Annotated in this window: 21 protein-coding genes; 17 read left to right on the top strand and 4 right to left on the bottom strand. The window is 28.1% G+C overall.

Annotation, left to right across the window (positions count from 1 at the left end; genetic code table 11):
* Positions 1 to 85: 85 nt before the first annotated feature.
* The 6 genes from BEE63_RS05205 to BEE63_RS05185 all read left to right on the top strand — a co-directional run bounded on the left by BEE63_RS05205 (position 86) and on the right by BEE63_RS05185 (position 4,604).
* Positions 86 to 1,009: an ABC transporter ATP-binding protein gene (locus BEE63_RS05205; RefSeq protein ID WP_066020371.1), complete on the top strand. Its 924-nt coding sequence runs from the start codon at positions 86 to 88 to the stop codon at positions 1,007 to 1,009.
* On the top strand, positions 1,002 to 1,739 hold the full coding sequence (locus BEE63_RS05200; protein WP_066020370.1) for an ABC transporter permease: 738 nt from the start codon (positions 1,002 to 1,004) through the stop codon (positions 1,737 to 1,739). The genes BEE63_RS05205 and BEE63_RS05200 overlap by 8 nt, the downstream gene beginning before the upstream one ends.
* A 19-nt stretch (positions 1,740 to 1,758) precedes the next feature.
* On the top strand, positions 1,759 to 2,670 hold the full coding sequence (locus BEE63_RS05195) for a sensor histidine kinase (RefSeq protein WP_066020369.1): 912 nt from the start codon (positions 1,759 to 1,761) through the stop codon (positions 2,668 to 2,670).
* Complete coding sequence (locus BEE63_RS21595) at positions 2,671 to 2,829, top strand: hypothetical protein (protein ID WP_157797099.1); 159 nt, start codon at positions 2,671 to 2,673, stop codon at positions 2,827 to 2,829.
* 180 nt (positions 2,830 to 3,009) lie between these two features.
* Positions 3,010 to 3,762, top strand: a complete 753-nt coding sequence (locus BEE63_RS05190; protein WP_066020368.1) for a DeoR/GlpR family DNA-binding transcription regulator — start codon at positions 3,010 to 3,012, stop codon at positions 3,760 to 3,762.
* A gap of 26 nt (positions 3,763 to 3,788) precedes the next feature.
* The gene (locus BEE63_RS05185; RefSeq protein WP_066020367.1) at positions 3,789 to 4,604 is read left to right on the top strand and encodes a Cof-type HAD-IIB family hydrolase; all 816 of its coding nucleotides are present in this window, start codon (positions 3,789 to 3,791) and stop codon (positions 4,602 to 4,604) included.
* Between the two features lie 219 nt (positions 4,605 to 4,823).
* Here the strand turns inward: BEE63_RS05185 and BEE63_RS05180 are convergent, their stop codons facing one another.
* Both BEE63_RS05180 and BEE63_RS05175 read right to left on the bottom strand, forming a co-directional pair.
* Positions 4,824 to 5,450, bottom strand: coding sequence for a glycoside hydrolase family 73 protein (locus BEE63_RS05180; protein WP_066020366.1), 627 nt, complete (start codon positions 5,448 to 5,450; stop codon positions 4,824 to 4,826).
* Positions 5,451 to 5,455: 5 nt separating this feature from the next.
* A complete protein-coding gene (locus BEE63_RS05175; RefSeq protein ID WP_066020365.1) occupies positions 5,456 to 5,797 on the bottom strand; it encodes an SdpI family protein in 342 nt (113 codons plus the stop codon).
* 78 nt (positions 5,798 to 5,875) lie between these two features.
* Here BEE63_RS05175 and BEE63_RS05170 point away from each other — a divergent pair, with 78 nt between their 5' ends.
* The 6 genes from BEE63_RS05170 to BEE63_RS05145 all read left to right on the top strand — a co-directional run bounded on the left by BEE63_RS05170 (position 5,876) and on the right by BEE63_RS05145 (position 11,906).
* Positions 5,876 to 7,060: a sensor histidine kinase gene (locus tag BEE63_RS05170; RefSeq protein WP_066020364.1), complete on the top strand. Its 1,185-nt coding sequence runs from the start codon at positions 5,876 to 5,878 to the stop codon at positions 7,058 to 7,060.
* Positions 7,047 to 7,703: a response regulator transcription factor gene (locus BEE63_RS05165; protein WP_066020363.1), complete on the top strand. Its 657-nt coding sequence runs from the start codon at positions 7,047 to 7,049 to the stop codon at positions 7,701 to 7,703. The genes BEE63_RS05170 and BEE63_RS05165 overlap by 14 nt, the downstream gene beginning before the upstream one ends.
* A gap of 88 nt (positions 7,704 to 7,791) precedes the next feature.
* Entirely contained in the window at positions 7,792 to 8,733 is a 942-nt protein-coding gene (locus BEE63_RS05160) for an ABC transporter ATP-binding protein (protein ID WP_066020362.1), read from the top strand.
* Between the two features lie 10 nt (positions 8,734 to 8,743).
* Positions 8,744 to 9,835, top strand: a complete 1,092-nt coding sequence (locus BEE63_RS05155) for an ABC transporter permease (protein ID WP_066020361.1) — start codon at positions 8,744 to 8,746, stop codon at positions 9,833 to 9,835.
* A 3-nt stretch (positions 9,836 to 9,838) separates the two neighbouring features.
* Entirely contained in the window at positions 9,839 to 10,894 is a 1,056-nt protein-coding gene (locus BEE63_RS05150; RefSeq protein ID WP_066020360.1) for an ABC transporter permease, read from the top strand.
* A gap of 67 nt (positions 10,895 to 10,961) precedes the next feature.
* A complete protein-coding gene (locus tag BEE63_RS05145) occupies positions 10,962 to 11,906 on the top strand; it encodes a DUF6263 family protein (protein WP_066020359.1) in 945 nt (314 codons plus the stop codon).
* A gap of 9 nt (positions 11,907 to 11,915) precedes the next feature.
* Here the strand turns inward: BEE63_RS05145 and BEE63_RS05140 are convergent, their stop codons facing one another.
* A complete protein-coding gene (locus tag BEE63_RS05140) occupies positions 11,916 to 12,983 on the bottom strand; it encodes a glucosaminidase domain-containing protein (RefSeq protein WP_066020358.1) in 1,068 nt (355 codons plus the stop codon).
* A gap of 245 nt (positions 12,984 to 13,228) precedes the next feature.
* Between BEE63_RS05140 and BEE63_RS05135 the strand changes: the two genes are divergently transcribed.
* From BEE63_RS05135 to BEE63_RS05120, 4 genes are all read left to right on the top strand, one after another.
* Positions 13,229 to 13,654 (top strand): hypothetical protein, encoded by a 426-nt coding sequence (locus BEE63_RS05135; protein ID WP_066020357.1) that lies wholly within the window; start codon positions 13,229 to 13,231, stop codon positions 13,652 to 13,654.
* Positions 13,655 to 13,813: 159 nt separating this feature from the next.
* Positions 13,814 to 14,743, top strand: a complete 930-nt coding sequence (locus BEE63_RS05130; protein WP_066020356.1) for a DMT family transporter — start codon at positions 13,814 to 13,816, stop codon at positions 14,741 to 14,743.
* A gap of 948 nt (positions 14,744 to 15,691) precedes the next feature.
* The gene (locus BEE63_RS05125) at positions 15,692 to 16,144 is read left to right on the top strand and encodes a MarR family winged helix-turn-helix transcriptional regulator (protein WP_066020355.1); all 453 of its coding nucleotides are present in this window, start codon (positions 15,692 to 15,694) and stop codon (positions 16,142 to 16,144) included.
* A gap of 25 nt (positions 16,145 to 16,169) precedes the next feature.
* A complete protein-coding gene (locus BEE63_RS05120; protein WP_066020354.1) occupies positions 16,170 to 17,345 on the top strand; it encodes an SAM-dependent methyltransferase in 1,176 nt (391 codons plus the stop codon).
* Between the two features lie 928 nt (positions 17,346 to 18,273).
* On the opposite strand, the gene BEE63_RS05115 is transcribed toward BEE63_RS05120, so the two are convergent.
* Entirely contained in the window at positions 18,274 to 18,843 is a 570-nt protein-coding gene (locus BEE63_RS05115) for a DUF1836 domain-containing protein (RefSeq protein ID WP_066020353.1), read from the bottom strand.
* 257 nt (positions 18,844 to 19,100) lie between these two features.
* Between BEE63_RS05115 and trhA the strand changes: the two genes are divergently transcribed.
* The gene (trhA, locus tag BEE63_RS05110) at positions 19,101 to 19,745 is read left to right on the top strand and encodes a PAQR family membrane homeostasis protein TrhA (protein ID WP_066020352.1); all 645 of its coding nucleotides are present in this window, start codon (positions 19,101 to 19,103) and stop codon (positions 19,743 to 19,745) included.
* The last annotated feature ends 11 nt before the right edge of the window (positions 19,746 to 19,756 follow it).

The raw sequence follows: 19,756 nt of genomic DNA, 5'->3' as shown, positions 1-19,756 counted from the left end.
GTAGGGTAATTAGCTTGGTAGCTAATTTAAATGCGTTAATGATAAATTAAGTTTAGCTTTGTGAACCCTATAGGAAGGAGATAGTATGGAAGAAATAGTACTTAAAACGGTTAATTTAACTAAGCGATACAAAAGTAAAAATGTAGTAAATGGTGTAAATGTAACTATTAAAAAAGGTGATATATATGGATTTATCGGCCAAAATGGTGCAGGTAAAACTACATTTATGAGATTAGTAGCAGGACTTATATTTAAAAGTGAAGGTTCAATTGATATTTTTGGAGAAAATGATGAGGGAAAAATAGAAGAAGAAAGAGAGAGAATGGGATGCCTTATAGAAAAACCAGCACTTTTCAGTTTTTCTAGTGTATATGAAAATCTAGAGATTAACAGGATGCAAAAAGGCATTCCAGGGAAAGAATGCATAGATAAAGTTCTTAAGATGGTCGGACTTTATGAGGAGAAGAATAAGGCTGTAAGGAAACTTTCATTTGGTATGAAACAAAAACTTGGAATAGCTATAGCACTTTTAGGAGACCCAGAGTTTTTGATTCTGGATGAGCCAATTAACGGACTTGATCCTATGAGTATAATTGGAGTACGTGAACTTCTAACTAAGTTAAATAGAGAATATGGAGTTACAATTTTAATATCAAGTCATATATTGAGTGAATTATATCAGTTTGCAAATGTGTATGGAATAATTCATAAAGGAAGGTTAATAGAGCAAATAACTTCAAAGGAATTGAATGAAAGGTGCAAAAAATTCTTATATATAAAAACTGATGATGCAGATAAGGCTGTTTTTGTAATTGAAAATAAATTAAAAACTCAAAATTATGAGGTTTTACCGGAAAATGTTATAAAATTATATGATTATTTGGATTCACCAGGCGAGGTATCATCTACTCTATCTAAAAATGGCAGCATAGTTGAGGAAATAACACTAAAGGGAGATGATTTAGAAATTTATTTTTCTAAATTGATAGGGGGTAGATGCGATGTATAATCTTTTGAAGGTTGAGTTTTATAAATTAAAGCATTCTAAAATTTTTTATATGCTGTGTATACTTATGATTATGCAAAGTCTATGTGTACTAATTCCAGTAAAAGAGAATTTCCTTAGAGTTAAAAGTGGTTGTGATATGTTTTTATTTGCAATTGAATTACAGGAGGGTATATTCCATCTATTTGTTATTGGAATTCTTTCTTACTATATTACAAATGAGTTTTATTCAGGCAATATAAGAAATTTAATTGCTTCCGGTCATAAGAGAGTAAACATTGTGTTTGCTAAGACAATTGTATTTTGTACTGGAGTGGTTTTAGTTAGTTTTATATTTCCTGTAGGTACTCTTATTATAAATACCCTTAAAAATGGATATGGCACTAATTTTGATTTAGTAAAGTTTATTGAAATTATTATAATTTTAATTTTTGCATATGCAGCTATGGGTGTTATTTGGGTTTTAATTTCCTTTTTAACTAAAAACGTATTTGTTACAATAGCTTCATGTTATGTTATAGATATTATAAATAGAGCTGGAATGGCTCTATCATTGAAGAGTAAGGAAGTTGATTATTTTTACAGCAAAACAGTTTTCTCTATACCGAGGGCTGTAAGATATGATAAATTTAATTTTAATATTGATTTTAAAATGATATTTATGTCTTTAATTACAATAATAGTTTGTGTAATATTAAGCTGCATTTTTTTTAGAAAATCAGATGTAAAATAATGAATGGAGGACAGGTAAAATGATATTTTTATTAATTGTATTAGTTATTTTTTTAGGTGTTTTACTTGTCCGTAATTATTTAATAGACAGGGAATTAAATAGAATATCTGAGAAGCTTGAAGATATTAACAAGGAAAATAGTCATGAAAAATTAAAGGTTGCTTTAATAAATAAGAAAATTGAAAGACTTTCTAATGCCATAAATAAGACAATTGAAATTAGAATTAAAAGTGAAGCTGACAAGGTTAAATCGGAGGACAAATTAAGGCAGGCAATTGCTGATATGTCACATGATCTTAGAACACCACTGACGGCAATTAAGGGATATATTAAATTTTTAAAGACGGAAGATTTGAATGATACTGAGAGAGGACAGTACATAGAAATTATAGAAAAAAGAGCAGCTACTTTGGAAATTCTTTTAAATGATTTTTACAGTTTATCGCTAATTGATTCTCATGATTTTAAACTTAATATTGAAAAGGTTGATATATCAAGAGCAGTCCAGGAGATAATGTTCTCAAGGTATATAGATTTTGAAAATAAAGGGATAGAGCCTGAAATTAATATAAATGACAACATAGTTTATATAGCAGCAGATAAAAATGCTTTAGAAAGAACAATAGATAATTTAATTACCAATGCTATTAAATATGCTGAAAATAATATAAAGGTCACCTTGTCTACTCATGGAAGAAGTGTATTTCTAAAAATAGACAATAATTCCAATAATCTAAAAAATTGTAATGTAAATAGTATTTTTGATAGATTTTATATGGCGGATAAAACACGTTCAGGACAGGGTACAGGTCTTGGACTATCTATAACCAAAGAACTTGTAGATAAAATGAACGGCAAAATTACAGCAAAGATAATTAATGATGTTATTAGTATATGTGTAGAATTTGATATGATAAAAAGGGAAGGATAAATGCTCAAGATTAAATTGATTTATGCAGTAAATGAAAGAAAGTTTGAAAATAGAGTAAATAACTTCTTAGCAGAAAACAAGGATAAAATTCAGGTTGTAGATATAAAATGGAAATGGGCATTCTACCATTATGCCATGATAATATTTAAAGAAATATAGTATGAATTTTCTTAGATTATGTAGTCTAAAAATATAATTTAATATTTATCTACAAGGTCACTTATTTATTTAGGTGACCTTTTTGCTACTTAAAACAATGCATTTAAGCAATAAAAATACTTAAAAGTGTTGATAAAATACTTAAAAACAATTACAATATAGATATGAGGGGGAATTGAAATGTATCAGGAAGAAAGAATTGAAAAAATATTACAGTACTTAAATGAGCACAATAGCATGTCTGTACAAAAAATCTGTGGGATAAATAATGTATCTAGAGATACTGCAAGAAGAGACATTATAAAGTTAACCGAGCAAGGTGCTGTAATTCGTACTCATGGAGGAATTAGTTTACCAGGACTAAAAAATACAATAAAAGCATACAGGGAAAGAATTGAAGCTTATTCAGATGAAAAGAAAAATATAGCACAAAAGGCATTAGAATTTATTGATGAAGAAGGTCATTACTTTTTGGATGTTTCTACAACAGTGCGCTTTATGGCAGAATATTTAAATAAAAAAATTACTGTAGCTACTCATTCACTTGATAATATAGAAATAATTTCAGAAAAAGAAGATATTAATTTAATTTCTTTTGGAGGATATTTAAACAGAAAAAATCGCTTTTTTTATAGATCTAATTTTAAAGATTATTTTGATGGAATGTATTTTGATGCTGCTTTTTTAGGAGCGGCAGCTATAATGAAGGATGGAATATATTACGAAGATGAGGAAGACGCAGATATAAAGCGTGCAGTTGTAAAACATACTAAAAAAAATATTGTTTTAGCAGATCATAAAAAATTCGCATGTTCAAGTTATTACAAAGGTAGTAGTTTTGAAAATATAGATATCATTATAACAGATGAGAAGCCTTCCAAAGCTTTTCTTCAAATTATACATGATGAAAACATTGAATTGATAATTGTTTAAATTAAAAAAATGTAGGGGGATTTATTATGAGTAAATATAAAATGTTATGTTTAGACATTGATGGCACATTACTTAATTCTATGCATAAAATTTCTAAAGAGACAAAAGAGAAAATAAATGCAGCTGCAAATCAAGGAATAATTGTAGTGCTGGTTTCAGCTAGAATGCCGGAGGGGATAGTATATTTACAAGAAGAATTAGGAGTAGAACAGCCTATAATTTGCTATAGTGGTTCTTTAATCTTAGGTAAGGGGGGAGATATACTTTTAAATAAATTTATTCCATCTAATATAGTAGATACAGTATATAATTTCACAGAAGAAATGAATGTACACATGAGTTTATATAAAGATGATAAGTGGTATATAAAAGGTGATGATGAGTGGTCCAAGCAAGAAAGTGACATAACACATATTGTTCCTAATGTAACGGACTTTATCAGATTATTGGATGAATGGAAAAAATATAATCTTGGACCAAATAAAATTTTATGCATGTCGGATCCTGATAACATAAATGTATTAAATAGAAAAGTTTCAGGAAAATTATCAAGCTATGTAAACGTATATCCGTCTAAAGCAACATACTTAGAAATCATGCCTAAATCATCATCAAAGACAAGTGCAATAGAGTATTTATCCACAAAATTAAATATAAGTAGATCAGAGATAATTGCAATAGGGGATAATTATAATGATGTTGACATGATTCAGTATGCTGGACTTGGAATTGCAATGGGAAATGCGCCAGATAAAGTTAAGGATTTTGCTGATGATGTAACTTTAACTAATGATGATAATGGAGTAGCTGCTGCAATAGAAAAATATATAATTTTTAAATAAGAAAATTCATGGAATATCTAAGTCATATAGCAACAACATATGTGAAGCGCTTTTTACTGTAACTATTTATTTTTTATCATTAATAAAACCTCCAAAACTAAATAATTTCATATTACATCAGTTTGGAGGTTTATATAAACTTTATTAAAGACCATAATTTGCATTTAAAAAGTACAATTAAGAGAAAGTTAGTATGATTTTAAGTTAACAATTAGTCTGCTATTTAACATTATCGTATTTATATAATTTATACTTTTTTATTAGCGTTATAAGTTCTTTTGCATAGTTTGGATCTGTAGCATATCCAGCTGCTTGAATTGCTTGTGCCTGCTGCTCATAATTAGCTGCTGAAAATACTCCATGCTCCGCATAAATGCTGTTTTTCTTTAAAAAGTTTGTGTGATCTTCAATGCTCTCATCCCAATTACTATAAGCACGAAATGTAGCCTTTTCAACTACTTCTTTTCCATTGTAATTTTCTTTTGTTGGCATTTGAATAGTATTGCCTGTCCAATATTTATTGGCTTTTATGCCAAATAAATTATTAGCTTTTTTAGTTAATTTAGAATTACCTGTATCACTTTCAAGCATAGCTTGTGCTAAAGTAATTGAAGCAAATATTTTATCCTGTTTATAAACGTCTTCTGCATAAGGTGCCACGGTATTAATAAATTTCTTTCTTGCAATTGCAGCTTTATCTACTGGAGTTATATTTGGTTTTCTATTAAGTGAATGGCTAACTATGAAACATAATATGGATGCTAAAATAATAAGCATTATTACTGAAACTGCTTTTATATTTATAGTCTTTGTTTTTCTATTTAAATTCAATTTAGGATTTATCATTTTAATTATCCTCTCTTTGTTCCATCAGCATTAAAATGTACTCTAAGATGGAGTTCTGTAGCTATGATTGAAGTGAGCGGAAAAGTAAGTAGTACAAAAAATAGTATAGCATATACTGGAATAAAAAATAATCTAAAAACTGCACATAATATTAGTTCTATTATAGATATAGTGGTTAATAGCTTGCCCACATACATGTTACTTTCTAACCAGGTGCTGTTACTTTTTTGTGCAAATTTGCTGTGGTATCCAACTGTAACATCTGGATAAGAAGAATGGTGTTTGCACAATAATCCTGTTGCGAGATATATTAAAGATGAAAAAATCAATATTGCATACACTGACATAATTCTACCTCCAAAAACATTTGTATGATATTATTATAGTATATAAATTGGTATTGTAAAAGTTTTTGGAGGGAATAAATGGACAATAAAAAGTTATTTGTACTCATAAGATATTTTACTATGGCTTTTATGTTTGGTGGAATGATTATTCAAAGTAAAAATTTTAATGCGGAAATGGTTATATTAATTCTCATATTTATAATTAACAACCAAATAAGATTCTTTTCATTGACAAAAGAGAGCTATAAATCAATATCTTTTGTGATTGAAATGGTATTTGTTGTTATTTTTAATTACTTTATTGGAGGATATTTATTTACATATTTGATTCTGCTTTCTATAGATGCTAATGTGATATTTAAAAAAAGTTTTTCAGCTGTTTTTAATGTAATCATAGTGTGTATTGGAATTTATTTTTCTATAAATTATAGTATAAGCTATAAGTTTATGAATTTAGGTGTCCCCATAATGATAATAGCTGTACTTTATTTTACTAGATACGAAAATGAAAAAAAAATCGAAGCACAGGATCTCTATGATAGGCTTAGAATATCTGAAGAAAAGCTGAAAAAGGCAAATAGAGATTTAGAGATGTATGCATCATCTATTGAGGAGCTTACACTCTTAAGGGAAAGAAATAGAATTTCCAGGGAAATACACGATAGTGTTGGACATTCGCTTTCAACGATGGTAATTCAACTTGGAGCTATAGAGAAGATATTAGGCAGAGATCCTAAAAAGGCGGAAAGTTTAACACACAACTTGAGAAAATTCACTCAAACAAGCCTTGATGAGGTAAGAAATGCTGTAAGGGAAATAAAACCTAAAGAATTTGAAGAGTACGAAGGAATACTCAGCATTGAGGAACTAATAAGTAATTTTAAAAAAATGTCCAATATAGATGTTAGGCTTTCATTTACAAAGAAGAAATGGTCTTTAAATTCAGATCAAGCTTTTGTAATATATAGAATAGTTCAAGAATTTTTATCCAACAGTGCGAGACATGGCAAGGCAACGGTCATAAATATAACTATGGCATTTAGTGAAAAGAATTTACTTGTAACTTTAAGGGACAACGGATGTGGCTGTGATAAAATCGTAGAAGGTATTGGAATGAAAAGTATGCGTGAAAGAGTAAGAGAAATAGGAGGGCATTTTGAATATAAAAGTAAGGCTGACGAAGGCTTTACTGTAAAGATAGAACTCTCAAAGCAAGAGAAACTTAAGGCATATTCTGGGGGGAAGAATGATGGACAAAATTAAAGTTGTAATTGCTGATGATGAAAAATTAGTGGTTGATGGACTTAAAATAATACTTGAAACTTATGATGATATTGAAGTAGTTGGATCAGCACAGAATGGAGAGGAAGCACTTAAAGTTTGCAGAAAAAAGTGTCCTGATGTGGTTTTGATGGATATAAGAATGCCTAAGTGTGATGGAGTCTTAGGAACTAAACTTATTAAAAAGGAATTTAAAGATATAAAAATACTTATCTTAACTACATTTAATGATGTTAAGTATATTCATGAAGCACTTAAATATGGTGCATCAGGTTATATATTAAAAGATAGTGATTATGATCTTATATATGAAGGCATAAAGGCTGCATTTAAGGGAAATGTGGTAATTAATCCAGAAGTAGCTTCAAAAATAATAAGTGAAAATGGTGAGTATAACAAAGAAAATTTTCTTAAAAATGTGAAAGAACAGTATGGCTTGAGTGATAAAGAAATTAATATCATAAAAGAAATAGCTAGTGGATTATCAAATAAAGAAATTTCAGAAAAACTATTTTTATCAGAGGGAACTATAAAAAATAATATAAGCACTATATTTTCTAAATTAAATTTAAGGGATAGAACACAAGTGACTATATTTGCATTTAAAAATAATATAGTTACTTAAGTAATGTTAAAAGTTACTATGAGGACTTACAAATTTCAATAGGAATTTATAAAATAGTTGTATAAGACATAATAATGGAAGTGATTTTATGAATAGTATGGTTGAAGTTAAAAATATTACTAAAAGATTTAATGATAAGCTTGTGCTAGATAATATTTCATTTAATGTGCATGAGGGAGATATTTTCGGTTTTATAGGTCCTAACGGAGCAGGAAAATCAACTCTTATAAATATAATGGCAGGAATATTAAGACCAAGCAGTGGAGATATAAAACTTGGTGGACATTCTATTTTAAGAGAACCAATAGAAGCAAAAAAGTTAATAGGGCTTGTTCCTCAGGAATTAGCTTTGATGGATAACTTTTCTGCCTATGATAATCTTAAATATTTTGGCGCTTTTTATGGTATGTCTGGAAATTTACTTAAAGAAAGAATAAATGAAGTACTTCATATAACCGGGCTTACAGAGAGAAAAAATGACAAGGTCAAGAAATTTTCAGGTGGTATGAAGAGAAGGTTAAATTTAGCAGCATCTATAATGCATAAGCCTAAAATTCTCATAATGGATGAGCCAACGGTAGGTGTAGATCCGCAATCTAGAAATTGCATTTTTGAGTACATAAGGAAAGTTAATAAAGAAGAAAAAACCACGATTATTTATACTTCTCACTATATGGAGGAAGTAGAGATTTTGTGCAGAAATATATTTATTTTGGACTTAGGGAAGGAAATTGCAAGTGGCAGCAAAGCAGAAATAAAGTCTCTTACGAATATTTATGGTACCATATCACTTAGAATTCAAGATGTAGATAATGAAATTTTGCTTGCACTTAGGGAAATAGAAGGAGTTAAAGGTTACTCTATTGAAGGAGACTTAATTAACCTATTTATAGATGAATATAAGTTTAAAATTGAAAATTTGCTTAAAGTTATATCGAGAGAAAACAAAAATATAATTAATTTTGAAAAAAAAGAAGCATCTTTAGAAGAGGTTTTTCTTGCTCTTACAGGTAAAAAATTGAGGGACTAGGGTGAAGTATATGAAAGCTAAAATTGTGAGTATGCTCACTATTAAAGGAATTGTTTTAAACTGGAAGCAGATTATCATTGTATACGGAGTAATGCCACTTTCAATATGTTTTGTACTGGGGCATTTTTTTAAAGATGTTTATGACAGTGCATCAAATTTTGATAAGGTAAATATTACTATAGTTGATAATGACAAAAGTGAAGAATCTAAGGATTTTAAAAATTTATTTAAAGGTAAAGAAACTGGACAGATTTTTAATGTTTCATCAAAAGGTGATTATATTATAACTGTAAATAAGGGATATGGTGAAAATTTAAAAAAATATAAGTCAGTAGAAATAACGGTTGATGAAAAGAAGCATATTTCAGATTATAATGAGAAGCTAATTAAAAATATAATAAAAGACTATAGTGAAGGATTTTGCACAAATAATAAAAAAGCATATGATGCTGCTATGATTACTAAAACATTTAAAAACAACGTGGTTAAGGGAGATAGAACATTATCTGCATATGAAATTGAAGCATCATCTTTAATAGGTTATATGATAATAGTTATACTTATGGGTTGTACTAAATCTCATGATATTGATAGAAAAACGGGAGTTTTTAAAAGATTAGTATCTACGCCTATAAAAAAAGAAGGTTTATTCAATATAAATGTTTTAATATATTTTGTATATAGTTTCTGTTTAGGAGCAGTTTATATATTGGCTTTTATAGTTTCGGGTGTTGCCTTTACAAACGTTAATTTAATTAATTGGATTTTAATATTAGTAGGGCAGAGTATGTTCTGCGCAGCAGTTTCTGGATTTTGCAATGTATTTTTTAATAAAATATATTCTCAGCTAATTCTCACATTGCTGCTAGTTGTTGAGACTATTTTGGGAGGAGGATTTATACCTTTAAAAGAAGTCAATAATACTATTTATTTGGCCATGGCAAAATATTCTCCTTTAAGCTTTATATCAAGTGCATATAAAAATGCTATTATGTTCAATTCATTTCAGGCTATCAGTGCGGATTTGTTTATTATGATTGTTGTGTCAACTGTATTTTATCTTGTTTCATTAGTAAAAGTTAAAACATCATGGGAGGAATAAAATTTGAATTTTTTTAGAATGGTATTTTCAAATTGTATACGGTATTTAAAAAATTTTAAAAATATATTAGTGATGTTTATTCTTCCTGTAATTTTAGTGAATTCAATGAATGTTTTTAGTAATAATTTGGTTAGTGATGACAGTAGTTACAAGACAGCCATAATAAATTTGGATAAAGGATATCGTGCAAATGAATTTATTAAAAGTTTGGGAATAAGGGATGTTTATCACAGTAAAACTGAAGCACTTCAAAAACTAAAACAGTATAAATACTATGCGGTATATGAATTGCCACAAAACTTTTCAGAAAGTGTAAATAAGGGTGTGAAGCCTACCATAAATTCATATAAAACTAAGAACAGTAATGCTGAAGCTGTTTTTGAAAGCAAGTTAGAACTAAAATTAAATAATATAATAGCCGATAATATATCGAATGAAAAACACCCAAATAGTATAAGTATAAAATATAATAGGAAAATAGAAAATAAAAGTTACAACAGTGATACATTTACTCTTCTATATTTAATGTTGGCTTTTTCTATGATTTTAAGTATAGATTTGTTAAGACTTAAAAAGGATAAAGTGATTGAAAGGCTTACAGTAACAGGTAATAGTACATATTCTATAATGTTAAGTATTTATATTTCTATGTTTATTGTTCAAATGATTTTATATTCAATGGCTTTTTTTGTGATTTCTATAGTATTTAGACATAATTTCAGCGAATTTGGTATAGTAATTTTAAATATTGGGCTTATGAGCATATTGTGTATTGGAATAGAAATTATGCTATCTAGAATGTTTAAAACAGATATGCTTATATCAGTAGTTGGAGCAATGATTGCTTTAATGATGATGTTTTCAAGTGGTATTAGTGAAAGCAGCATGGGTACCAATATAATAAAATTTAAGAAGTTAAATCCATTTTATTGGGTTATAGACAGTGTGGAGAAATCTAGAATATTTCCCAATGCTATTATAATAGTATTAATGTCAGTAGTACTATTTACATTTGGTGGTTTTCAATATTTTGAATTTGCACATAGAGAAAAAGAATAATTGACGAAAGTTGCTACTGTGATAGAAGGGTTAGAAAAAATAATATGTTTTACATCAGGAGGAGCAAATGAAAATAAAAAGAATAGCTATAGGTATGTGTGTGCTATTATCAGTTATTACGTTAAATGGATGCGGGAGCAAGGATACAGTACTTAAACTTGGGGTGAAAGAAGGAGATAGGTATACTTTGCAGCGTGTTGATAATTCTAAATTTACAATTAATATGTTGAACAAAGATATGAGTGTAGAAGATAAAGAAAATTATGATATGAGTATCAATGTAAGGAATGTGGATAATGATGGAAATGTAATTTTAAATTACAAGTACAAAAGAATCAACATGGAGTATAATACCTATTCGGGAAATATAGCATATAATTCTGAAAAAAAGGATAGTAATAATCCCTTGAATACAATATATGACAATATAATGAAGCAAGACTGCACAATCACTTTGAATAAAAATGGTAAGGTTTTATATATGCATGGAGTTGACGGCATGATTAATAATTTAGTGCAAAAAGCTAAATTAGATGACAATACAAGGGAAATTACAAGGACATGTTTAAATGAAAATTTCAGTGATGATTCTGTGAAAAAATATATTGAAGATACTATGAATTATACTAATGGAAATAAAATCAAACAGGGTGATAAATGGACAAAAAAATCAAGTCTAAAGAAATCTGTTGATATGAATATTATTAGTAAATATACTTTTAATAGTGAAAAAGATGGCTTAATAAACTTATCTGAAAAAGATACTATTTCATCTGGAGAAAAAGCTAAGAAAATTTATCTTAATGATTTAAAAGCTGAAGTTGATTTAAAAGGTAACGGAAATGGAAAACTTAGCATTGATAAAAAAACAGGTCTTATTCATAATACTCAAATTAAATACGATATAAGCGGATTTATTACATTTTTAGAAGATAGTAATGCAGGAATTTTACAAGACATAAAAGCTCCTGTGAATTTTACGGAGGATGTAAATTATAAAATAACAAAATAATAAGAACAATTAATTGATCTTTTGCAGCTGATTGAATATGCTTTGGACACCATCTGCCCAATTTTTATCTTCTGCATAATTTTTATTTATCCAGTGGAAAGGTTCTTTATCTTTAGGCAAGTTGCTGCATAAGCTGATTACAGTTTTTGCAGCTATTTTTGATGAATCTTCTATATTTGTATTATATTCTTTCCAGCTATGATAAACGTTGAAAGGATTATTTGCTATTTTTTTAGAGTCTGGATTATCCTTTGGTACAAAGGCTTGTTCTTGACCGGCTATTGCAAATAATACTAAGGGGTTTAAATTGCGGTCTTTGCATGCATTAATTATTTTTGAAAAATAAGGTTCAGAGGCTAATAATGAGTTTTTGCTATTCAAATATTTTTTAGTTGCTTCTGAATTTATTTCTCTATATTTAAATTCATTAGGAAGATTTAATTCTTCTTTTTTTGAATATTTAGTTGATTTAATTTGTGCACTTATATTTTTAGATTTTGCATTTCCTAGTGATGAGCTGTTTGTAGAAGTTTTAAATTTGATAAAGCAAGCTGAAGATATTACAACTAGGCATAGAGATAACAATATAGATATCAGTTTGAAATTTTTACTAGAAGGAGCAGCATGGGTCATATCGTTATAGTCAGTTACTTCTTGTGATGGAGAAGTTATAACACTTGCTTCTTCGGTAAAATTAAGATTAAAAGTTTCTTCTAACTGTGCTTTTGAAATCTCGCATTTTGTGTGAAGGTTAAGCCAATTCAAAAGGCTTTCAGAATAATCAGTTGAGTTATCTTTAAATGAAATATAAGTATTGAATATATCGCTTAATTTTATTGATGCTTTCTTGTCTACTATTAAAGATTTTAAAAGATTTTTTTCTATAGCATTGGAATGTTCAGTGCTTAATCCTTTGATATTTTTGTCCAGTACTTGGTGTACTGTGTTTGATAGAATCTTGGCTTTTTGAGCATTGGAAAAATTGGTATACTTTTTATAGATATAACTTTTTATTTTAATTATATCTTTAATTGAAAGCACTTCTGTATTTTCAAGTTCTTTTACAAAGGATTCCATAAACGGGTAAACTCCAATCTAAAATATGATTTATATAGATTCAAATTAGTAAATTTCTATTCAAAGAATTTTCTAAGAAATGCATATAATTTAGGAAACTTGATGTTCTCTAAAATTTCTGCTTAATATATTAATATTCTTCATAATTTCTTAAAATCCTTTAATATTATTTCTTGAGAAAGGTGCACATGACATGTCACATTTTTGTTTTCCTAGAGTAGTATAATTTTAGGAAGGTGATTATTATGACAAATATTCAATTAATAACCTGGTCAAGTATTCTTGGAGTATTGGCTGGTGCTATTATGGTTATGTTAATAGTATTTCCAATTTTAAAGAAAAGGGGAATAGATGTAAACGATGTGCTTGAACAAACTAGAAAAGCAGTGGATTCCTCAGGAAAGATTTTAACTATTGTTAAAAGTGCAGTACCCAATAATGGTGTATTAAATATTTTAGATATAGTGCAGAAATGGGCTCAAATAGCTGTTGGCGATGCGGAACAATTATATCATGCAGGAGATATAAGTAAAGATGAAAGGACAAAAGTTGCTGAAAGTGTTGTTGAGTCTGTTTTAAAAGAGCTTAATATAGATATAGATGAAAATAAAAAAGAATTAATTGATGCGGCGATAAAAAATGCAGTAAATGAATTGGGACATTCAAATTAAAAATATTTTGATAGTTATGTATTTTATTGAATAAATATTATTGGTGTGGTAAAATTAATGTCCTAGAAATATAATTTATGCATTAAGCAGAGTATAAAGTTTGTTAAATGCATAATTATTTTTTTGAATATAAATATGAATAAAGGTGTGTAAAATTTAATGCTAAAAGAAAATATATCACAAGAAATTTATTTTAGAAGAAGAGGCAGAATATTTGCCATGGTGGCTGCTAGTCTATGGGGGATATCTGGGACGTCAGCTCAATATTTGTTTCAAAGTGAAGGGTTTAGTCCTGAGTGGCTTGTCGTAATTAGATTACTGGTATCAGGAATTTGTCTTCTCTTTTTCACACATACAATATTAAAAAATAACATATTTAAAATATTTAGTACTAAACATGACATATTTAGTATTATAGTTTTTAGTTTTATAGGTATGCTTGGAGTGCAATATACATATTTTATTACAATTAAATACAGTAATGCGGCTACAGCTACAATACTTCAATATTTATCACCGGTAGTAATTGCTTTATTTTTAATATTTCGCTTTCGAAAATTGCCAACACCCCAGGAATGTATGGCTATTTTATTAGCACTCATGGGTACATTTTTAATAATTACTAATGGAAATATGAGCTCACTTATTGTTTCAAAAATCACACTCTTTTGGGGAATTATATCGGCAGTTGCAGCTGCGTTTAATACACTTTTGCCAAGACGTATTTTAGCAAAATGGGGTTCTAATGTTGTTACAGGTTGGGGAATGCTATTAGGTGGTATTTTTATGTCTTTTATTCATAGTCCATTTAATTTTGTGGGCAAGCTATCTGTAAGTGCTGTTGTTTTAGTTGCTGTAGTAATTGTTTTGGGAACTTTAATTCCGTTTATGCTTTATATGGATAGTTTGAAACATATAAAACCAACTGAGGCAAGTGTACTTGGAGCTTTTGAACCTTTATCAGCTGCATTTCTGTCATTGATATTTTTAAATACAACATTTACTATTTTTCAAGGGATAGGAACTATGTGTATTATAATGACTACAGTAATTCTTTCTAAGGGAAGTAACAGTGCTTTGGAACATTAAAAAAATCCTATAAATCTAAGATTTATTAGGATTTTTTTAAATCGTTCCTTCAGCACTGTTACTTCCCTTTAAGGGCAAAGCAAGGAAAAAATTTTTCCGTGCCTACGGAATTTTATTTGTGCCATATATCTATTATCTTTTTGTACAAAATACAGACTATTTTAATATTTATGGCTAACAACTTTGATTCAAAGGCTTATCTAAATGTTTTATAATATAAAGATTGCCTATATTAAGTAAAGAAGGATAACGATCATATACGGGGTTTGGGTCAAAGACCCATTATCCTTCTTAATTATCAATAGGCATTTTTTACATTATCACCAACAACTCCATATAAGCATTTCCTAAATTGCCCAAACCTTGTGTAATCTAGAGAGTGCCTGTATTGGGTTAAGAAGGATAATGGGCAGAGCCCAAACCTCGTATATGATAATATTCATTAGGATTAAATAGTTCCTTTAGCCCTGTTACTTCCATTTAAGAGTAAAGAAAGGGAAAAATTTCTTTGTGCCTAGGAAATTTTAGGTGTGAAATGTATAGATTTACTTTGTTATCTATATAATGTAGTAGTAATTACTAATTTGCTGTTAAGATTATCATATGCAAGGTATGAAGCTGTTGCGTTAAAAATTAATAATTTGTAGTTTTAAAGTATTGTGAATTAAGTTAAAAGGACATCATATAATTAAGAGGTAAAGGTTGTAATTGGTGAAGCTGAGATGTTTTGGGGGAATTAATATGAGAGTGGCGAAAGAATGTGATAAAACTATAACTTAGCAAGAAAAACTAGACGACTGGCAGCTATGTTTGAGTTTTTATTAGTTAATGCAGCACTTTTTAGTGGTGTATTTTGCCTATAAAGCACACAAGCTTTTATTTTAAATAGAAATTTGTTATAATATATAACAGTTACAAAATATAATAAAATTTTGAAGAGGTATAAGAATGGAAGATCAACAAATTAGTGAATTGCTAAATGATATTTTTTCAGTTACCCCTGTATTTGCGAAAGCAATTATAAAAATTTTTGATGATATTGTTATTGATGATAATTTATCTAAAGCTCATATTAAAGTTTTATTTGTTTTAGATAAATATAAAAAAATTACTATTACCGATTTGGGAAAAGTACTTTATGCACATAAGCCTAATGTTACATGTTGGGTGGATAGGTTAGTTAAGAGTGATTTGGCAAAGAGAATATATGATAAAAATGATAGAAGAATTATATATATATCACTCACAGATAATGGAAATGAAATTATTAAGAATTATGAAAAGTGCTTAAAGGATTTATTTAGCAGAAAACTTTATAAATTAAATGATGATGATTTAAAGTTACTCATGCAAACATTAAATAATATGAAAATGTTATTAAATAAATTAAATACATTTTAAAATAATAATCTTTAGGAGGGATTGGATGGATACAAATAAAATATTTTATAAGACATTATTTAAGGGACTTTTTTCTGACCCATGTGAAGTTAAATATTGGGATGGAGATACAGAAAAATATGGCGATGGTGATCCAAAATTCAGAATAATTTTCTATGAGCCCATACCTAAGGGAGATGTTATAAGAGATCCGAGTATGACATTAGGTGAAGCATATATGGACAAAAAATTAGATATTGAAGGAAATGTACAAGATGTTATAGAATCCCTTTATAATAATAAAGATAGTTTTATAAGTAATGGAGAGAAATATTCAAAGCTTATTAAAATTTTACCTAACACAATCAGAAAGAGCAAAAATGATATAAAATATCACTATGATATAGGAAATGATTTTTATAAATTATGGCTTGATAAAACTATGACATATTCATGTGGATATTTTAAATCTGAGAATGATACTTTAGAAGAAGCCCAAAATAACAAGGTAGAACATATATTAAAGAAATTATCAATTAAAAAGGACAATACTTTGCTTGATATAGGATGTGGTTGGGGAAATCTTATAATAAAAGCAGCCAAAGAATATGGAGCTAAAGCCCTTGGTGTAACTTTAAGTGAAGAACAATTTAAAGCTTGCAAAGAAAGAATAAAAAAAGAAGGACTTGAGGGCAGAGTAGATGTAATACTTCAAGATTATAGAGAAATAAAAAATAGAACTTTTGATAGAATAGTAAGTGTTGGAATGATAGAACATGTGGGTAAAAAGAATATACATGAATATTTTGAAGCTATTAATAAACTTTTAAATAATGGTGGTATCTCACTTCTTCACTGTATAACTGGAATTAAAAATGGTGGAACAAATACTTGGATAAATAATTACATTTTTCCTGGTGGATATGTACCTGCCATTAGAGAATTAATTGATAACATTGCTGAGCAGAATTTTTATATAGTAGATGTTGAAAGTTTAAGAAGACATTATGGACGAACTCTTGAAAATTGGACAAGGAATTTTGAGAATTCCATTGATGAAGTTAGAAAGATGAAAGATGAAAGATTTATAAGAATGTGGAGAATGTATCTTAATGCTTGTGCAGCGTCTTTTAACTGCGGTAATATTGATATACATCAATTCTTATTCACCAAAGGGATTAACAATGATATTCCATGGACAAGGAAATATATGTATAAATAAACAAAGGGAAGTAACAATGCTTTGGAACATTAAAAAAATCCTATAAATCTAAGAATTAAAAATCATAAAATCCTAAGATATTTCAATAACTCGCTGGGAAAATGCTCAGACAAATTGAAATATCTAAGTATTTTATGATTTTTAATTCAAGATTTATTAGGATTTTTTTTAATTGTTCCTTCAGCATTGTTACTTTCCTTTTGGAGTAAAGCAAGGAAAAAATTCCTCCGTGCTTACGGAATTTTGGGAGTAAATAATGTGTACTAGTCATCAATATTTGTGGGGTGTTGACATCATTGCTTAGCCGGTCAGTAGGTGATAGGTTTTGCATAAATATGAGAGTGTCTGCACTAGGTTAATAAGGGTAATGATTATATAAGTGCTTAGGATGTGATCATATATACATTCTTTAATGGTTAGTTTTCTGTGACAAGATATTATATAGTTATTTGATATTTTTCGTAGAGAAGCGGGGAAAAATTTACATTGCTTTACCATCAATGGGAAGTAACAGTATTTTGGAAACGATTTAAATAAAACTCAATAAGACTTTGCCCTAAATAATGAAAAGGCTTAGAAATTTTAATTTGTCTGAGGCGAAAACCAAGTTATTAAAATTTCTTAGTATTTTTATTATTAAAACTACGTATAAACCTTTAATTTAGATTTTCCGCAGCGTAGCGGAAGAAAATCTTCCTTGTTTTTACCTCTTATGGGAAGTAACAATATTTTGGGAACAATTTAAATAAAATTTTATAAATCTTAGGGTGATATTTTGAAAAGACTTAGAAATTTCAATTTGTCTGAACGTTAGTGAGTTATTGAAATTTCTTAGGATTTTTAAAATATCACCCTTAGATTTATTAATTTTATTTAATGTTCCAAAATATTGTTACTTCCCATTTTTATTTAATGTTTAAAAATACTGTTACTTCTCATCATCATTTTGGAAATAAGTATCGATTATTTTTTCTGCCATTCTTTTTTCTATATTAGCACTCAGAATCAATTCAATTACTAATAAAAAAAGTTTTTCACTTTTATCATGATTTTTATCAGTTGTTTCTTTTATGAAATTTATTTTGGAGGTTAAATTTTCAATAAATGAAGCAGAAGTATTTTTTTCAATATCAACAAAATCATTGTACAGTTCGTTAAGATTAGTGCTTTTAGCGTCATCAACTATAAAATTCATTAAGCTACCTATGTCGCTAATAGAAAGAGATTGTTTTAGATGGTATATAAATATAAGCATCATTAAATTTTCTTTGCTGTATCTCTTTTTTACTGGTGGCGTAATAAGTTTATTTTTAGTGTAGTTATTTATCATGGTTTTGGTTAAAATTATATCATTTTCATTTCTTTTAAGATTTTTAAGTTTGCTATCCATAAAGGATGTAACTTGATCCATATATAAATTTATATCTGGAATTTCGTGGTTTTTAATTTCACTACAATTAAGTATTTGCTTTGCTAGTTCTAAAATTTCATTATCCATATTATCACCTTTTTATATTATATAGTATTGTATCTAATGTAACAACATGAATTTATTTTATTATTAGTGGTAAAATATATAAAGAGATAATAAAATATTTTGCAATGGTACTTATATAATTAAATTAGTAATACTAATAAATCTAGATATAAATTTCAAATAACCATTGCAATACATATAAATATGAGATATTATATTAATATAATATAACGTAGTTTTGAAAACTACATGATGAAATTTTATTAGAAGGTGATATTATGTTATCAAAATTAAAGGATCCCGTAAGTGGATTAACTCATTTGGCAGGTGCAGTGTTATCAGTTATTGCACTTATATTTATGATTTATCATTCTATAAGCTTAAATAGTAAAACTAGCATTGTTGCTTCTTTAGTTTTTGGTTTTAGCTTAATACTTTTATATTCAGCTAGTGCTTCGTATCATCTAATAAACGTATCTAAAAAAATCACAGCTGTTTTAAGAAGGATAGACCATATGATGATATTTGTTTTAATAGCTGGAACATATACGCCTATATGTTTAATAACGTTAACAGGTAAAACCGGAAATATCATATTATTTTCAATATGGGCAGTTGCTATACTTGGAATAGTACTAAAACTTGTTTGGTTCAATGCTCCAAGGTGGTTATACACTTTATTTTATATAGCTATGGGGTGGCTAGTTGTGTTTGCATTTGCACCTATAAGCAAAATTATGGCGCTCCCTGGAATTGTATTTATGGTTCTAGGAGGAATTGTTTATAGTTTAGGTGGAGTAATATATGCATTAAAATGGCCTATTAGAAACGGAAAATATTTTGGATTTCATGAAATTTTTCATATATTTGTTATGGCAGGAAGTGCTTTTCACTTTATTATGATATACAGTTACGTTCTTTAAAAGTGAACCAA

Origin of the sequence: Clostridium pasteurianum, from assembly GCF_001705235.1 — a bacterium.
Taxonomy (GTDB): Bacteria; Bacillota; Clostridia; order Clostridiales; family Clostridiaceae; genus Clostridium_S; species Clostridium_S pasteurianum_A.
This window is presented reverse-complemented; position numbering and strand designations above follow the sequence as displayed.

What these genes read in the sequence shown, in the direction of transcription:
- BEE63_RS05175 (WP_066020365.1), bottom strand. Translation starts at nt 5,797, where the DNA reads ATGTCAGTGTATGCAATATTGATTTTTTCATCTTTAATATATCTCGCA.
- BEE63_RS05185 (WP_066020367.1), top strand. Translation starts at nt 3,789, where the DNA reads ATGAGTAAATATAAAATGTTATGTTTAGACATTGATGGCACATTACTT.
- BEE63_RS21595 (WP_157797099.1), top strand. Translation starts at nt 2,671, where the DNA reads ATGCTCAAGATTAAATTGATTTATGCAGTAAATGAAAGAAAGTTTGAA.
- BEE63_RS05195 (WP_066020369.1), top strand. Translation starts at nt 1,759, where the DNA reads ATGATATTTTTATTAATTGTATTAGTTATTTTTTTAGGTGTTTTACTT.
- BEE63_RS05115 (WP_066020353.1), bottom strand. Translation starts at nt 18,843, where the DNA reads ATGGATAATGAAATTTTAGAACTAGCAAAGCAAATACTTAATTGTAGT.
- BEE63_RS05140 (WP_066020358.1), bottom strand. Translation starts at nt 12,983, where the DNA reads ATGGAATCCTTTGTAAAAGAACTTGAAAATACAGAAGTGCTTTCAATT.
- BEE63_RS05205 (WP_066020371.1), top strand. Translation starts at nt 86, where the DNA reads ATGGAAGAAATAGTACTTAAAACGGTTAATTTAACTAAGCGATACAAA.
- BEE63_RS05170 (WP_066020364.1), top strand. Translation starts at nt 5,876, where the DNA reads ATGGACAATAAAAAGTTATTTGTACTCATAAGATATTTTACTATGGCT.
- BEE63_RS05155 (WP_066020361.1), top strand. Translation starts at nt 8,744, where the DNA reads ATGAAAGCTAAAATTGTGAGTATGCTCACTATTAAAGGAATTGTTTTA.
- BEE63_RS05190 (WP_066020368.1), top strand. Translation starts at nt 3,010, where the DNA reads ATGTATCAGGAAGAAAGAATTGAAAAAATATTACAGTACTTAAATGAG.
- BEE63_RS05130 (WP_066020356.1), top strand. Translation starts at nt 13,814, where the DNA reads ATGCTAAAAGAAAATATATCACAAGAAATTTATTTTAGAAGAAGAGGC.
- trhA (WP_066020352.1), top strand. Translation starts at nt 19,101, where the DNA reads ATGTTATCAAAATTAAAGGATCCCGTAAGTGGATTAACTCATTTGGCA.
- BEE63_RS05120 (WP_066020354.1), top strand. Translation starts at nt 16,170, where the DNA reads ATGGATACAAATAAAATATTTTATAAGACATTATTTAAGGGACTTTTT.
- BEE63_RS05145 (WP_066020359.1), top strand. Translation starts at nt 10,962, where the DNA reads ATGAAAATAAAAAGAATAGCTATAGGTATGTGTGTGCTATTATCAGTT.
- BEE63_RS05200 (WP_066020370.1), top strand. Translation starts at nt 1,002, where the DNA reads ATGTATAATCTTTTGAAGGTTGAGTTTTATAAATTAAAGCATTCTAAA.
- BEE63_RS05180 (WP_066020366.1), bottom strand. Translation starts at nt 5,450, where the DNA reads ATGATAAATCCTAAATTGAATTTAAATAGAAAAACAAAGACTATAAAT.
- BEE63_RS05125 (WP_066020355.1), top strand. Translation starts at nt 15,692, where the DNA reads ATGGAAGATCAACAAATTAGTGAATTGCTAAATGATATTTTTTCAGTT.
- BEE63_RS05160 (WP_066020362.1), top strand. Translation starts at nt 7,792, where the DNA reads ATGAATAGTATGGTTGAAGTTAAAAATATTACTAAAAGATTTAATGAT.
- BEE63_RS05135 (WP_066020357.1), top strand. Translation starts at nt 13,229, where the DNA reads ATGACAAATATTCAATTAATAACCTGGTCAAGTATTCTTGGAGTATTG.
- BEE63_RS05165 (WP_066020363.1), top strand. Translation starts at nt 7,047, where the DNA reads ATGGACAAAATTAAAGTTGTAATTGCTGATGATGAAAAATTAGTGGTT.